The sequence below is a fragment of the Streptomyces sp. WAC07094 genome (genome assembly GCF_036320405.1).
In the GTDB taxonomy this organism is placed as follows: Bacteria; Actinomycetota; Actinomycetes; order Streptomycetales; family Streptomycetaceae; genus Streptomyces; species Streptomyces lannensis.
The window spans coordinates 1,291,392-1,307,042 of record NZ_JAVMJZ010000001.1; the positions used below are offsets into that span (position 1 = coordinate 1,291,392).

10 protein-coding genes are annotated in these 15,651 nt (G+C 70.2%); 6 read left to right on the forward strand and 4 right to left on the reverse strand.

What is annotated here, in order from left to right:
• Nucleotides 1-183: 183 nt before the first annotated feature.
• The gene (locus RCR19_RS05810) at nt 184-1,869 is read left to right on the forward strand and encodes a carbohydrate binding domain-containing protein (RefSeq protein WP_331264108.1); all 1,686 of its coding nucleotides are present in this window, start codon (nt 184-186) and stop codon (nt 1,867-1,869) included.
• Nucleotides 1,870-1,924: 55 nt separating this feature from the next.
• Here RCR19_RS05810 and RCR19_RS05815 read toward each other — a convergent pair whose 3' ends face one another.
• From RCR19_RS05815 to RCR19_RS05830, 4 genes are read right to left on the reverse strand one after another with little or no spacing between them, the layout of a single operon-like run.
• Nucleotides 1,925-3,175, reverse strand: a complete 1,251-nt coding sequence (locus tag RCR19_RS05815) for an alpha-L-fucosidase (protein ID WP_331264109.1) — start codon at nt 3,173-3,175, stop codon at nt 1,925-1,927.
• Nucleotides 3,176-3,178: 3 nt separating this feature from the next.
• Complete coding sequence (locus RCR19_RS05820) at nt 3,179-6,232, reverse strand: glycoside hydrolase family 38 C-terminal domain-containing protein (protein WP_331264110.1); 3,054 nt, start codon at nt 6,230-6,232, stop codon at nt 3,179-3,181.
• Between the two features lie 36 nt (nt 6,233-6,268).
• Nucleotides 6,269-7,609, reverse strand: a complete 1,341-nt coding sequence (locus RCR19_RS05825; protein WP_331264111.1) for a 6-phospho-beta-glucosidase — start codon at nt 7,607-7,609, stop codon at nt 6,269-6,271.
• Nucleotides 7,606-8,370: a DeoR/GlpR family DNA-binding transcription regulator gene (locus RCR19_RS05830; protein WP_331264112.1), complete on the reverse strand. Its 765-nt coding sequence runs from the start codon at nt 8,368-8,370 to the stop codon at nt 7,606-7,608. The genes RCR19_RS05825 and RCR19_RS05830 overlap by 4 nt, the downstream gene beginning before the upstream one ends.
• A 128-nt stretch (nt 8,371-8,498) precedes the next feature.
• Between RCR19_RS05830 and RCR19_RS05835 the strand changes: the two genes are divergently transcribed.
• From RCR19_RS05835 to RCR19_RS05855, 5 genes are read left to right on the forward strand one after another with little or no spacing between them, the layout of a single operon-like run.
• On the forward strand, nt 8,499-9,548 hold the full coding sequence (locus RCR19_RS05835; protein WP_331264113.1) for a carbohydrate kinase family protein: 1,050 nt from the start codon (nt 8,499-8,501) through the stop codon (nt 9,546-9,548).
• A 49-nt stretch (nt 9,549-9,597) separates the two neighbouring features.
• The gene (locus RCR19_RS05840; protein ID WP_331264114.1) at nt 9,598-10,884 is read left to right on the forward strand and encodes an extracellular solute-binding protein; all 1,287 of its coding nucleotides are present in this window, start codon (nt 9,598-9,600) and stop codon (nt 10,882-10,884) included.
• Entirely contained in the window at nt 10,884-11,846 is a 963-nt protein-coding gene (locus RCR19_RS05845; protein WP_331264115.1) for a sugar ABC transporter permease, read from the forward strand. Before RCR19_RS05840 ends, RCR19_RS05845 begins: the two co-directional genes overlap by 1 nt.
• Before the next feature lie 14 nt (nt 11,847-11,860).
• The gene (locus tag RCR19_RS05850; RefSeq protein WP_331264116.1) at nt 11,861-12,724 is read left to right on the forward strand and encodes a carbohydrate ABC transporter permease; all 864 of its coding nucleotides are present in this window, start codon (nt 11,861-11,863) and stop codon (nt 12,722-12,724) included.
• Entirely contained in the window at nt 12,724-15,648 is a 2,925-nt protein-coding gene (locus RCR19_RS05855; protein ID WP_331264117.1) for a glycoside hydrolase family 2 TIM barrel-domain containing protein, read from the forward strand. The genes RCR19_RS05850 and RCR19_RS05855 overlap by 1 nt, the downstream gene beginning before the upstream one ends.
• The last annotated feature ends 3 nt before the right edge of the window (nt 15,649-15,651 follow it).

Below are 15,651 nucleotides of genomic sequence, written 5' to 3' on the forward strand. Positions count from 1 at the left end.
ATGGCCGCCGCGCCCCCACGGCGGCGCGGCCCGGCGGCCCGCCGTCGCGCGGGCACCCCGCACCGGTCTGGACCAATCCGCACCGACACCCTTGACAGTGGGATTGGTCCATACCAACTTGGTTGCGCACCCTACTGCACTCTCCTGCACTCCCGAACCCCCCATCACCTTCAGGGAGATCGCGTGCGCACACTCCTCCAACGTTCCAGACGTGCCTTCTTCGCACTCGTCGGTTCCGCCGCGCTGGCCCTGGCCGGCGCGGTCGCCCTCCCCGGAACCGCCCAGGCGGCCAACATCCTGTCCAACCCGGGCTTCGAGTCCGGCGGCCTCTCACCCTGGTCCTGCACCGGAAACCTGGGCTCCGTCGTCTCCAGCCCCGTCCAAGCGGGCTCCAAGGCCCTTGCGGGCGCGGTGAGTTCGAGTGACAACGCCCAGTGCAGCCAGACCGTCGCGGTCCAGCCGAACACGACGTACTCGCTCAGCGGATGGGTCCGCGGCAGTTATGTCTACCTCGGCGTGAACGGCGGTGCCTCGACCTGGACTTCCTCGCCGTCGGCCTACAGCCGGCTCTCCGTCTCCTTCACCACCGGCGCCTCGCAGACCAGCGCCACGATCTATGTCCACGGCTGGTACGCGCAGGGCACGTACTACGCCGACGACATCAGCCTGGACGGACCCGGTGGCGGCGGGGGCTCGGACACCCAGGCCCCGACCGCGCCCACCGGCCTCACCTCCACGGGCAAGACCTCCTCCAGCGTGTCCCTGTCGTGGTCGGCCTCCTCGGACAACGTCGGGGTGACGGGGTACGACGTCTACAGCGGCTCGAACCAGGTCCTGACCGTCTCGGGCACCTCGGCCACGGTCAGCGGACTCTCCGCCGGCACCTCCTACACCTTCACCGTCAAGGCCCGCGACGCGGCCGGCAACGTCTCGGCGGCCTCCAACGCGGTGGCCGTCACGACGAACGCGGGCAGCGGTGGCGGCTCCGGCTTCAAACAGGCGGCACCGTATCTGTTCGAAGGCTGGGGCGATCCGCCGAGCCCGAGCACGGTGATGAGCGCGACCGGCGTCAAGTGGTTCACGATGGCGTTCATGCTCGACTCGGGCGGCTGCAACCCCGCCTGGGACGGCAACCGCCCGCTGACGGGCGGCGTCGACCAGACGGCCATCAACCAGATCCGCTCCGCCGGCGGTGACATCGTCCCCTCGTTCGGCGGCTGGCAGGGCAGCAAGCTCGGCGCCAACTGCTCCTCCGCGAGCGCGCTCGCCGGGGCCCTGCAGAGGGTGATCGACGCCTACAGCCTCAAGGCAATCGACATGGACATCGAGAACACCGACGAGTTCGAGAACGAGGCCGTCCAGGCCAGGATCCTGACAGCCCTGAAGACCGTCAAGGCCAACAACCCGGGCCTGAAGACCATCGTCACGTTCGGCACCTCGACGACCGGTCCGTCGTACTACGGCAACCGTCTGATCGAGCAGGCGAAGTCGCTGAACGCCGACATCGACGTCTTCACCATCATGCCGTTCGACTTCGGCGGCGGCTCCGACATGTACGGCAACACGGTGAACGCGGCCGAGGGTCTGAAGGCCAAGCTGAAGTCGACCTTCGGCTGGGACGACGCCACGGCCTACTCGCACATCGGCATCTCCGGCATGAACGGCCTGTCCGACCAGCAGGAGAACACCACCCCGGCGATCTGGACCCAGATCCGCGACTGGGCGAACGGGCACCACATCGCCCGGCTGGCCTTCTGGGCCGTCAACCGCGACCGGCCCTGCCCGGGCGGCGGCGTGGTCAGCAACTGCTCGGGCATCAGCCAGAGCAACTGGCAGTTCACGTCCATCACGGCCGGATTCACCGGCTGAGCACCGGCGTGGGGGGGGTGCCCGGTGCGGGCACCCCCCCCACGTCGTCCTCGCCTCAGAGGCGGCCCGAACCGCGGTACAGCTCCAGCTCGCCGTCCAGCTCCACGGCGAGCACCGTGGCGTGCGGGTCCAGGTCGGCCGTGGACGGCGGCTCGATCCACAGCACCCCGGGGGTCTCGTGCAGTCCACCGGTGACCCGGTGGGCCAGTTCGGTGCCGCTGCCGAGCACGCTGACCCTGCGCACCGAGCCGAGCAGCCCGCGCACATTGATCTCCGCGCGCGGGGCGTCGAAAAGCATCAGATACAGCGTCCGGCGGTCCGCCGAGAGGGTGCTCGGGCCGTAGTGGTGCCCGGCGGGCAGCCCCCGCAGCGTCCCGTACACGGCGTCCTCGTGCCTGCGGATCCAGTCGCCCAGTCCTTCGAGCGGCCGGGCCTGCTCGTCCGGGATCGTGCCGTCCTCCCGGGGGCCGACACTGAGCAGCAGGTTGCCACCGCCGCCGATGGTCTCGGTGAAGTACCGGATCAGCTGGTCGACGGACTTGTGGTTGCGGTCGTGATGCTGGTGACCCCAGGAGTCGTTGATCGTCAGGCACAGCTCCCAGGGGCCCTCCGGCGGCACGACGGGAGCGCCCTGCTCGGGTGTCGCGTAGTCCCCCTCGCCGAGCATCCGGGCGTTGAGGACGACCCGCGGCACCTCGGCGCGGATCAGCGCGGCGAGCTCGGGGATGCGCCACTGCTCCGCGCTGCGCTCCCATTCTCCGTCGAACCACATCAGGTCGGGCCGGTAGCGGCTCGTGAGCTCACGGACCTGTCCGTCGCGGTAGGCGATGAACCGCTCCCAGGCGTCCAGGTCCTCGTCCTCCTCCGCTGCCTCGGAGTACCGGTTGTCCTCCAGCTCGGGTGGACGCCCCGGCTTGCGTGTCGAGGCGTAGTCGGGGTGGCTCCAGTCGGAGTGCGAGTAGTACAGGCCGACCCTGAGATCCTGCTCCCGCAGGGCTTCGGCATAACCGGCGATCAGATCGCGGCCGACGCCGAGGCCCCCGTACGCGCTGTCCCACAGGGCGACACCGTCGTGGTGCCGGCTGGTGAGCACTGCGTACCTGGCTCCCGCCCGGGCGAACAACGCCGCCCAGGCGCGGGGGTCGTAGCGCGAGGCCGTGAAGCGGTCCAGCTGGGACATGTACTGCTCGTAGGGGACGACGTCGTCGTAGAACGACCAGGACTCCTGGACGCCGTCGACGGCGTATATCCCCCAGTGGATGAAGATCCCCAACTTGGCGTCGGTGAACCAGGGTTGCATGGGCACAGGTCAGCTCACCCCGGCGCGCTCGAGCCGCAGCGTCAGGATCTGGAAGGGCCGCAGCACGACGCGGACACCGCCGTCGGCGTCCCGTTCGGCGTCCTCCAGCGGTCGCTCGAGCAGATCGGTGACCCGGGCTCCGGCGAGCGCGAAACCGGTGCGCAGCACACCCTGCGCCCGGCCGCCCCGGGACTCGTACAACCGCACCACCACATCGCCGGATGCGTCGTCGGCGAGCTTCACCGCCTCGACGGTCACGCCGTCGCCGTCCACGGAGACGACCGGTTCCGGCGCGCCCGCCGAGTCCGCGACCCGCAGGGGCAGGTTGAGGGCGTACCCCTCGGCCACCGCGTCCTCGATGCTCGCGCCCGGCAGGAGCGAGTACGTGAAGCGGTGCCTGCCCTGGTCGGCCTCCGGGTCCGGAACGCGCGGGGCGCGCACCAGGCTGAGGCGTACCGTGGTCGTCGTACCGCCGTCGTCACGGACCGTGCGGGTGACGTCGTGGCCGTATGTGGAGTCGTTGATGACCGCCACGCCGTAGCCGGGCTCGCCGATGTGCACCCAGCGGTGGCCCGAGACCTCGAAACGGGCCGCCTCCCAGGTGGTGTTGGTGTGGGTGGGCCGCTGGATGTGGCCGAACTGGATCTCCGCCGAGGAATGGGCCGCGCGGATGTCCACCGGGAAGGCCGCCTTGAGGATCTTCTCGGTCTCGTGCCAGTCGATCTCGGTCTCGAAGTCGACGCGCGGGCTGCCGGCGCGCAGGGTGATCGTCTGTGTGATCCTCGAGCCCGTGCCGAAGGTCCGCTCGACACGGATCGCGCCGAGGAGCGGGTCGTTCTCGACCACCGTCACCGAGTCCGCTTCCAGCAGGTCCGTGTACCGGTTGCGGTAGTGCTTGTCGATGTCCCAGGCGTCCCAGTAGTTGGGCAGGTCCGTGTGCAGCCGGAGCAGGTTGCCCGGGTCGGCGAGCACTTCACGGTCGGCGCGCAGGTCACGGACGGAGGACAGGGTCCCGTCCTCGGCCACCTCGACCCGGACCAGGCCGTTGTCGAGGACGTTCTCGCCGGCCGTCACGGCCGCGGGGGCCGAGCCGCCGGTGAGAGGCGCGCTTGCGCCCGCCGGGACCTCCACGTACGCCGTCCCGCCCTCGGGAGTGCGGATCACCTCGGCACGGGGGTACGGGCTCGTGTTGAAGACCCGGGGCCCGCCGCCGCCCAGCGCGGCGACCGCCTCGGCCGTCAGCTCCTCCAGCTCCGCCGCCACGCGCGCGTACTCGGCCTCGGCCTCGCGGTGGACCCAGGCGATCGACGACCCGGGAAGGATGTCGTGGAACTGGTGCAGCAGGACCGTCTTCCACAGCCGGTCGAGCCTCTCGTACGGGTAGGACCAGTCCGGCGCGTGCAGCGCCGCCGTGGTCGCCCACAGCTCGGCCTCGCGCAGCAGGTGCTCGGAGCGGCGGTTGCCCTGCTTGGTGCGGGCCTGGGTGGTGTACGTGGCGCGGTGCAGCTCGAGATACAGCTCGCCGACCCACACCGGAGCGTCGGGATACTCCTCCCGCGCGGCCTCGAAGAAGGCGTCGGGGTGTTCGACGACGACCTTCGCGGACCCCTCGAGGTCCTTCAGCCGCCGGGCGCGTTCCATGATCTCGCGGGTGGGGCCGCCACCGCCGTCACCCCAGCCGAAGGGCGCAAGGGAGCGTGTGGCGCTTCCCTTCTCCTGGTAGTTGCGTACCGCGCGGGCCATCTCCTCGCCGCTGAAGCAGGCGTTGTAGGTGTCGACCGGCGGGAAGTGCGTGAAGACACGGGTCCCGTCGATGCCCTCCCACCAGAAGGTGTGGTGGGGGAACTTGTTGGTCTGGTTCCAGGAGATCTTCTGGGTGAGGAACCACTCGTTGCCGGCGAGCTTGGCGAGCTGCGGGTAGGCGGCCGTGTAGCCGAAGGAGTCCGGCAGCCAGACGCCCTTGGTCTCGACGCCGAAATGCTCGATGAAGAACCGCTTGCCGTGGACGAGCTGGCGGGCCATCGCCTCGCCGCCGGGCAGGTTCCCGTCGGCCTCGACCCACATGCCGCCGACCGGGGCCCACTGGCCCTTCTTCACGGACTCCTGGATACGGGCCCACACCCGCGGGTAGTTGTCGCGGACCCACTCGTACTGCTGGGCCTGCGAGCAGGCGAAGACGAACTCCTCGTACTCGTCGGCGAGCGAGGTGACGTTCGAGAAGGTGCGGGCGGTCTTGCGCTTGGTCTCCCGGATCGGCCACAGCCAGGCCGAGTCGATGTGCGCGTGGCCGACGCCGGAGACGACATGGGCGCTGGCGTGTGCGGGCCTGGACAGCACCGGCCCGAGCACCGCGCGGACGGCGGACGCGGAGCCGGAGACGTCGTCGAGGTCGAGGGCGTCCATCGCCCGGTCGAGCGCGTGCAGGATCTCGTGCCGCCGCGGGTCGTGCTCGCCGAGCTCCGCCATCAGCTCGCGCAGCACCTGGAGGTCCAGGTCGAGGTGCCACACGTCCTCGTCCAGGACGGCCACGTCGGCGCGCCTGAAGGTGTAGAGCGGCTTGTCGCCGGCCGTGAGCACATCGCCGAGCGGGGTCGGGCGCGCGAAGCCGCCTGCGAGGATGTCCGGGTTGGAGGCGGCCTCGACGAGGTAGAGGATCTCCTCGCCGCCCAACGCCGGGTCGGCGATCGGAACGTACTGGTTGAGCGGGTTGACGGCCTTCAGCGGCGTCCCGTCGGTCAGGTGGACGAGGGCCTCGGCCTGGTTACCCGGCCAGTCGCCCACGAAGCCGAGGTCGATGACCGCCTCGACCCGCTTGCCCGCCCAGTTCTCGGGCACCCGGCCGCTCATCCGGAACCAGGTGGTGCCCCAGGGCGGACCCCAGGGGGTGTCCATCGTGAAGGGGGCGTACGGGGCGGCCGCGGCCTCGGTGAAGGGGACCGGCTCGCCCGGCGCCTGCCATGCCGCCACGTCGAGCGGCACGGAGGCTGCGTAGATCGCGGGCTTGATGCGCTGGTTGTGGACGCGCTCGACGCGCTCCTCGATCCGACGGCGTTCGTCGTGCATGAAGAGTCTCCAGGGGAAGGGAGGGTACGGAAGCGCTCAGCCGAGATAGGCCAGGCCGGGGTGGACCGACGTGTACCCGTCGACCAGCCGGCGGGCCACGTTGACGGAGTCGACGAGCGGATGGAACGCGAACGCCTTGACCGCGGTCGCGCGGGAACCGGACTCGGCGGCGGCGAGAACCTCGCGCTCGACCGCCTTGACCGCGCAGACGAGTCCCGTCGCGTGGCCGGGGAGCGGGTCGACCGCGACCGGGTGCGCGCCGTTGGCGTCCACCAGGCAGGGGACCTCGATGACCGCGTCGGCGTCCAGTACGGAGAGGGTGCCGCGGTTGCGCACGTTGAGGATCAGCGTCGTACGCTCGTCGCGGGCGATGGCCCGCATCAGCGCGAGGGCCACCTTCTCGTAGCCGCCGGAAAGGTCGTCGGCGTCGCGCTCGCCCGCGCCCGCCGTCTGCCGGTTCTCCGCCATGTAGGTGGCCTCGCGCTCGGCGCGTGTGCGGTCCCAGGTCCGCAGGGCCGAGGCGGCCGGGTCCTTCACGTCCTCGTAGAAGCGCGCCTGCTGGTCGCGCAGGAAGGCGCCGCGGGTCTTCTCGGCCTCGCGGTAGGCGCGCACGGCCTCGCGGTTGAAGTAGTAGTAGTGCAGATACTCGTTCGGGATCGCGCCAAGGGACTGCAGCCAGTCCGGGCCGAACAGCTTGCCCTCCTCGAACGAGCCGAGCAGCGCCGGGTCGGCGAGCAGCCGCGGCAGTTCGTCGCGTCCGGCGACGCGCAGGCCGCGCACCCACCCCAGGTGGTTGAGCCCGACGTAGTCGATGAAGGCCTCGCCCGGATTCGCGACGCCGAGTACGCGGGCGATACGGCGGCCGAGGCCGACCGGGGAGTCACAGATGCCGATGACACGGTCGCCCAGGTGGCGGGACATCGCCTCGGTGACCATGCCCGCCGGGTTGGTGAAGTTGATGACCCAGGCGTCGGGAGCCAGCCGGGCCACCCGCCGCGCGATGTCGACGGCGACGGGCACCGTCCGCAGGCCGTACGCGATGCCGCCCGCGCCGACCGTCTCCTGGCCGAGGACGCCCTCCGCGAGCGCCACCCGCTCGTCGTCGGCGCGTCCCTGAAGTCCGCCGACCCGGATCGCGGAGAAGACGAAGTCCGCGCCGCGCAGCGCGTCGTCGAGATCGGTGGTGGCGGTCACCTCGGGGGCGTCCGGCACATCCGCGGCCTGTTCCGCCAGCACCCGGGACACGGCCGACAGCCGCTCCGCATCGAGGTCGTGCAGCACGACACGGGTGACACGGCCGTCGGCACGGTCCCCGAGAAGCGCCCCGTACACGAGCGGCACCCGGAATCCCCCGCCGCCCAGAATCGTCAGTTTCACGCTTGCACCTTTCCCGCCACGATCAGCTCGACGCCCGCCTCGTCCAGGGAGGACCGCGTCGCCGGCTCGACCGGCGCGTTCGTCACCACCGCGTCCAGGTCCCCGGCGTCGCAGACCTTCGCCATGCCCGTACCCGGGAACTTGGCCGCGTCCGCGAGCAGCACGATCCTGTCGCTCGACTTGATCATGGCGCGCTTGACCGGTACCTCGACGACCGTCGTGTCCATCACCTGCCCACCCGGCCGTACCCCGCTCGTGCCGAGGAAGAGCCAGTCGGCGTGCAGCTGGCGCAGGTTGTCCTCGGTGAGGAAACCGACCAGGGAGCGGTACTCGCGGCGGACCATGCCGCCGAGCAGTACCAGTTCGATGCCCTCGTCGTCGGCCAGCTCCTCGTAGACCACCAGGTTGCTGGTGATCACGGTCAGCCGCCGTCCGTGCAGCTGCCGGGCCAGCCGGAAGGCGGTGGTGCCGATGTCGAGGAGCACGGACTCGCCGTCCCGGACCATCGCGGCCGCCCTGACCGCTATGGAGTCCTTCTCGGACACGCGCACTTCGGCGACCTCGGCGAAGGGCTGGTCGCCCTCGTCGACCACCGCGCCTCCGTGCACCCGCGTCAGCAGCCCGTCGTCCTCCAGCTTGACCAGGTCGCGTCTGATCGTCGCGGGGCTCACGCCCAGTTGCTCGGAGAGATCGGTCACGGCCGCGGGGCCACCGGAGCGCAGGGCCCGCAGGATGAGTTGGTGTCGTCGTTCTGCCAGCACGCCGCGAACACTACTCGTCATCTTCAATCATTTCTATGCTCAGTTCTGCTCGACTATTGACCAATGTCGACGAGAGGCGCACGATTCCGTGCACCGAATTTGAACAGTTCTGACGAGAGGACGTTCGTGTGCACGACGACCGGCCCGATGTGCTGCTGACCGGGCTGCTCTTCTACGACCTCGTCCTCACCGGACTGGGCGGCCCCCCGGCCCCCGGCGAGGAGATCTGGACCGAGGGCATGGGCAGCAGCCCCGGCGGGATCGCGAACCTCGCCGTCGCGGCCGCGCGTTTCGGTCTGAGGACCTCGCTCGCCACGGTCATCGGCGACGACTTCTACGGCGCGTACTGCCGGGACGTCCTCGCCGGCCAGGAGGGGATCGACCTCTCGCTCTCCCGAACGGCGCGGGACTGGCCCACCCCCGTCACCGTCTCGCTCGCGCTTCCCCCGACCGGCGGCGCCTTGGCCGTGCACGATCGCGCACTGGTCACCCACGGCCAGGAGCCCCCGTACTCGCAGGACGAACTCATGGGCGAGGTGCCTCAGGCACGCACCGCCCTGGTCCACCTGGAGGCGGAGCCGCGCGGCTGGCTGGCCAAGGCGGCCGCGAACGGCACGCAGATCTACGCGGACGTCGGCTGGGACCCCACCCGGCAGTGGTCCCCCGAACTGCTCGGCCAACTCTCCCTGTGCCACGCGTTCCTGCCCAACGAGACCGAGGCCATGGCGTACACGCGCACCGACAGCGCGGTCGCGGCGCTCGGCGCGCTCGCCGATCTGGTGCCGGTCGCCGTCGTCACCCGCGGCGGCGCCGGCGCGGTCGCGGTGGACCAGACGACGGGCGAGTACGCGGACGTGCCCGCCCTCGACATCGACGTGCTGGACCCCACCGGGGCCGGCGACGTCTTCGGCGCGAGCTTCGTCGCGGCCTCCCTCGGCGGCTGGCCGCTGGAGGAGCGGCTGCGGTTCGCGTCACTCGCCGCCGGTCTGTCCGTACGGCATCACGGCGGCGCCCTGGCCGCGCCCGGCTGGTACGGCGTCGACCGGTGGTGGCGCTCGCTGACCGACCCCGCTCTTCGGGAGGCGTACGGATTCCTCACCGACCGCCTGCCGGCCGACCCGGGCCCACCCGTCCACCACGCACCCGTCACGCCGCCCGATCCCGCGCGGCGGCACTGACACCCCCTCGTATGCGACACCCGAACAGACCCGAAAGGCGGTGGGAGCAGTGCCGCTCTCACGAAGAGGCCTGCTGCGCGCGGGCCTGGCCGGTACGGCCGCCACGGCGCTCGGCGGCCTGGCGTCCGGCTGTGCCGTTCCGACCGGTTCGACCGGCCGGAACATGGTCCTGTGGTACTGGGACGGGGGCCTCGGCGACACGGTCCTCGACAAGGCCAGGGCGCGCTACGGCGGCTCGGTCGACCTGCAGGCCATCAAGATCGGCGGCTACTACCGGTCCAAGCTGATCACCACGATGGCCGGCCGTGCCCATGTCCCGGACATCGCGGGGCTCAAGGGCGAGGACATGGCGTCCTATCTGCCCAACGCCGACCAGTTCGTGGACCTGCGGACACTGGGCGCGGAGAAGTACCGAAGCCAGTACCTGCCGTGGAAATGGGACCAGGGCATCGCCGACGACGGCACGATGGTCGGCTTCCCGATCGACTGCGGTCCCGTCGCGCACTTCTACCAGTACGCCGTCTTCCAGAAGGCGGGACTTCCCTACGAACCGGACGACGTCTCCAAGGAGTTGAACACCTGGGAGAAGTTCTTCGGGGCGGGTGAGCGACTCAGGAAGAGGATCCCGGGGACCTACCTGCTCAGCGACGTCAACGTGGTCTTCGAGAACGCGGTGCAGCAGGGCAGCAAGCGCTACGTGGACAAGGACCGCCACTTCATCGGCGACCAGCAGCATGTGCGCACCGCCTGGGACCTGGCCGTGGAGGCGAAGCGGCGGGGGATCGTCTCGGACCTCGTCACCGGCACCCCGGACCAGTTGTCGGCCGTTCAGGACGGAAAGCTGCCGAGCCAGCTCGGCGCCTCCTGGGCCACCAACGACCTCAAGAGCGGCGTACCGAAGACCAAGGGCAGATGGCGGGTGGCCGACATGCCCGTGCGGCCCTCGAACAACGGCGGCTCGTTCCTGTCGATCACCAAGGCCTGCCGGGAGCCCGAGCGGGCCTTCGAGATCATCACCTGGCTTCTCGACCCCGCCAACCAGGCCCAGGGCTTCGTCGACGCGGGGCTCTTCCCCTCCACGCCCGCCTCGTACGGCCTCGGGCAACTGCGCGAGCCCGACCCGTTCTTCGGCGGGCAGGTCACGATGGACGTCTTCGGGCCCGCCGCACAGAAGATCGCGGTCGCCTACAACAGCCCGTACGACGTGGCGCTCGGGCAGCCCATCAAAGATGAGATCAAGAACGTCGGCGTCCTCGGCAAGGACCCGAAGAAGGCCTGGAGCGACGCCATGAGCAAATGCCGGCGAATAGCGGAGCACCTGGGGGTGAGCCACTGATGGCCACCGTCCCCGCACTGGACAGGCCCCCGGCGGCCGTGGCGGACACGCCCGTCACGCAGCCGAGGAAGGGCTTCCGGAAGTACTGGCACCTCTACGCCGCCATCTCCCCCTTCTACCTCCTCTTCCTCGCCTTCGGACTGGTCCCCGTCGGCTTCTCGCTCTACGTCTCCCTGCACCGCTGGGACGGCCTCGGCTCCATGGAGTGGGCGGGCCTGTCCCAGTATCAGTACCTGCTCGGCGACAGCGACTTCTGGAGCTCGGTCGGCAACACCGTCCTCATCTGGGCGCTGGCCACCTTCCCGATGATCTTCCTGGCCATGGTGACGGCCGTGATGCTCAACTCGGCGGTCCGGTTCAAGAACGTCTACCGCTTCGCCTACTTCCTGCCGAACGTCACCTCGGTGGTGGCGATCGCGATCGTCTTCGGCTCGGTGTTCTCCACCAACTTCGGCCTCGTCAACGCCCTGTTGCAGGCGGTCGGCCTGGACCAGGTGGCCTGGCTGAACACACCGTGGGGCATCAAGATCGCCATCGCGACCCTGATGACCTGGCAGTGGACCGGCTACAACGCGATCATCTTCCTAGCGGGTCTGCAGACCATCCCGGGCGAGCTGTACGAGGCGGCGCGCATGGACGGTGCGGGGCCCGTGCAGACGTTCTTCCGGGTCACGCTGCCGCTGATGCGCCCCGTCCTGCTGTTCGTGCTCGTCATCTCGACCGTCACCGGTCTGCAGAGCTTCTCCGAACCGCAGGTGCTGCTGCAGAACACGGCGAACGAGTCGACCTTCTCGGGCGGGCCCGGACACGCCGGCCGCACGATGGTCCTCTACTTCTTCCAGCAGACCTTCGACAACAACGACTTCGGCTACGGCGCAGCCGTGGCGTGGGGCATCTTCCTCGTCGTCATCCTCTTCTCGATCATCAACTGGCGTCTGGTGCAGCGCCGGGGCGAAGACTAGGGAGTCCGGTCACCATGGCATCCATCCACAGCGCACGGCGACCGAAGGCCATCCGGGGCACCCGGAGCCGCGGCATCGCACTCCACGCGGTCCTTGTGATCGGACTGCTGCTGTCGGCCTTCCCGTTCTACTGGGCCGTGATCATGTCGACGCACACGTCGTCGGAGATCTTCTCGTATCCGCCCAAGCTCCTGCCGGGGCCCCACTTCCTCGAGAACGTCCGCCATCTCTTCGACAACATCGACTTCTTCGGCTCGATGTTCAACTCCCTGCTGGTGGCGGGCTCGGTGACCGTCCTGGTCCTGTTCTTCGACTCGCTGGCGGCCTTCGTCTTCGCCAAGTTCGAGTTCCCGGGCCGCAGGGTGCTGTTCGCCACTTTGATGGTCATCTTCATGGTGCCGGCGCAGCTGGCCGCCATCCCGCAGTTCGTGATCATGGCCAAGCTCGGCTGGATCGGCACGATGACCTCGCTGATCGTCCCGGCCGCGGCCAACGCCTTCGGCATCTTCTGGATGCGCCAGTACATGAAGGGCGCCATCCACGACGAACTGCTCGACGCCTCGCGCATCGACGGCGCGAACTTCCTGCGCCAGTACTGGCACGTGGCACTCCCGGTCGTCCGTCCGGGCCTGGCCTTCCTCGGCATCTTCACCTTCATGGGCCAGTGGAACGACTACGCCTGGCCTCTGATCGCCCTCACCAACCCGGACAACGTGACGCTTCAGGTCGCCCTGTCCCAGCTCAACGGCACCCATGGCACCACCGACTACGGGATGGTGATGACCGGTGCGCTTCTCGCCCTGGTCCCGCTGCTGATCGTGTTCGCGATCGGCGCCCGGCAGATCATCGCCGACCTGGGCAAGGGGGCCATCCGCTGATGACCCGCGATCCCCTGATCGCGCTGCGCCCCTGGGAGTCGCCCGAGGTGACCTCCTGGGGGCGGCTGCCCATGTGCGCGGTCGACCGCCGTTCGGGAGCGATGCCGCTGGACGGCCGGTGGCGCTTCCAGCTGCTGCCCGCACCGGACTCCCCCGTGACCGGCGACTGGGCGTCCCAGCACGTCCCCGGCGCCTGGACCCTCCAGGACACCTGGGACCTGCCGCAGTACACCAACGTCCGCATGCCGTTCGACACGTTCCCGCCCGCCGTGCCCGCCGCCGACCCGACCGGCGTGTACGAGCGTGACGTGCGGATACCCGCCGCGTGGGCGGGCCGGCGGATCGTGCTCCAGGTCGGGGCCGCCGAGAGCGTGCTGCTGGTGCATGTGGACGGACGGCCCGTGGGCGTCTCCAAGGACTCCCATCTGGCCGCCGAGTTCGACCTTTCCGGCGTACTGCGCCCCGGCGAGCGGAGCACCCTGCGCCTGACGGTGGTGAAGTGGTCGGACGCCACGCACCTCGAGGACCAGGACCAGTGGTGGCACGGCGGGATCACCCGGTCGGTGCTGCTGTACACGACGGATCCGCTGCACCTGGCGGACGTGACCGTGCGGGCGCGGCGGAGCGGGGAGCTGCGGGTCGACTGCCGGGTACGGCACGCCGCGGGCGCGCTGCCCGAGGGCTGGTACATCAGCGGCGAGGTGGACGGCCGGACGCTCACCCAGGACGAGGACTTCGACCGCGCCAACGCCGAGGACGAGCGTGTCTCGGCGTTCCTCGGCGAGGCACGTCTGCTCACCACCGTGCCCGAGGTGCGCACCTGGACTGCCGAGACGCCCGAACTGTACGAATTGACCGTCCGGCTCCACCGTGCCGACGGCACGGTCGCCGACACCTCGCACCATCGTGTCGGCTTCCGCGACGTCGAGATCGTCGGCCGGGACCTGCTCGTCAACGGCGAGCGCGTGTTCATCCGGGGCGTCAACCGGCACGACTTCCATCCGCTCACCGGCCGGACGGTGACCTACGACGACATGCGCGCCGATCTGGTCGTGCTCAAGCGCTTCGGCTTCAACGCGATCCGCACCGCCCACTACCCGAACGACCCGGTGCTCTACGACCTCGCGGACGAGCTCGGCCTCTACGTCGTCGACGAGGCGGACATCGAGTCCCACGACCACGCCCACGAGATCGCCGACGACCCCCGCTATCTGAACGCCTTCGTGGACCGTGTCTCGCGGATGGTGCTGCGGGACAAGAATCATCCGTCGATCATCGTCTGGTCGCTGGGCAACGAGTCCGACTACGGCGCGAACCACGACGCGGCGGCCGGCTGGCTGCGCCGGCACGATCCGACCCGGCCCCTCCAGTACGAGGGCGCCGCGAAGCTCGACTGGGCCGACCCGGGCCTCGCCTCCGACATCGCGTGCCCCATGTACGCGCCGATCGAGGACTGCGTCGCGCACGCCCTGTCCGGCAAGCAGACCAAGCCGCTCATCCAGTGCGAGTACTCGCACGCCATGGGAAACAGCAACGGGACCCTGGCCGACCACTGGGCCGCCATCGAGGCCACCCCGGGTCTTCAGGGCGGCTTCATCTGGGAGTTCTGGGACCACGGCATTCTCCAGCGGGTGAGCGACGGAAGACCGGCCGGGCGCGCGGGCGCCGGCCTGCATGGCAACGGTGTCGCCGCGCCCGGCCATCGCTGGGCGTACGGCGGCGACTTCGGCGAGACGGTGCACGACGGCGCGTTCATCGCGGACGGCGTGGTCTTCCCCGACCGCACGCCCAAACCGGTGATGTACGAGCACCGGGAGATCGCGGCGCCGCTACGGGTGGAGTGCTACAAGCACGAGGGCATCGTCCTGCGCAACCACCAGCACTTCCGGGGCCTGGACTGGCTGACGGGCCGGTGGGAGCTGGCGCTCGCCGACGGCCGCACCCTGAGCGCTCCTGCCGTTCTGCCCGATCTGCGGCCCGGCGAGACGGCGGCGGTCCCGCTGCCGTTCGAGCTGCCGCGGGACGGGGGCGAGGCCTGGCTCACGCTCCGCGTGAGTACGGCGGAGGATCTGCCGTGGGCGCCGCCCGGTACCGAGGTGTGCGCGCCCCAGGTGCGGTTGCGGCTGGCCCCGAGGACCGTTGCCGAGCCGGCGGCGGACCGGCCGGTTCAGGTCGACGCGGAGGGACTGCTCGTCCATCCGCTGCTGATCGCCGCCCCCACACTGTCGCTGTGGCGGGCACCGACCGACAACGACGAGCTGGGCGGCCTCGCGCCGCGCTGGCGGGCCTGGGGGCTCGACGCGCTCGTACGCAAGGTCGTCTCCGTCCAGCGTGACGCATCACGGGTGACGGTGCTGGCGGAGTACGCCGGCACGGTCGGCGTCGTCCGCCACCGCCAGGTGTTCACCCCGGTCGAGAGCGGCATCCTGGTCGACGAACAGGCCGAGCTGCCGGAGGAGTTCGACGACGTGGCCCGGGTCGGCTCGGTCTTCGAGACGGTGGCGGGGCTCGACCTGCTGGAGTGGTTCGGGCAGGGACCCTGGGAGTCGTATCCCGACCGCAGCGCGGGCGCGCCCGTGGGCCACCACCGCGTCCCCGTCGACGAGCTGTTCACCCCCTATCTGCGTCCGCAGGAGAGCGGTGGCCGGCACGGTGTACGCCACTTCACCCTGAGCGGGCCGGACGCCACCGGTCTCGGCGTGGTCCTGGACGAGCCGCGCCAGGTCTCCGTGACCCGCTACCGCGCCGAGGATCTGACCGGTGCCGCACACCACGACGAGCTGAAGCCCCGCTCCGGCTGCGTGGTGCACATCGATGCCGCACACCGCGGGCTGGGCACGGCCTCCTGCGGTCCCGACACCTCGTCCCCGTATCTCGTCCCCCCGGGCGTCCACCGCTGGAGCTGGACGCTGCGCAGTCTCTGACCC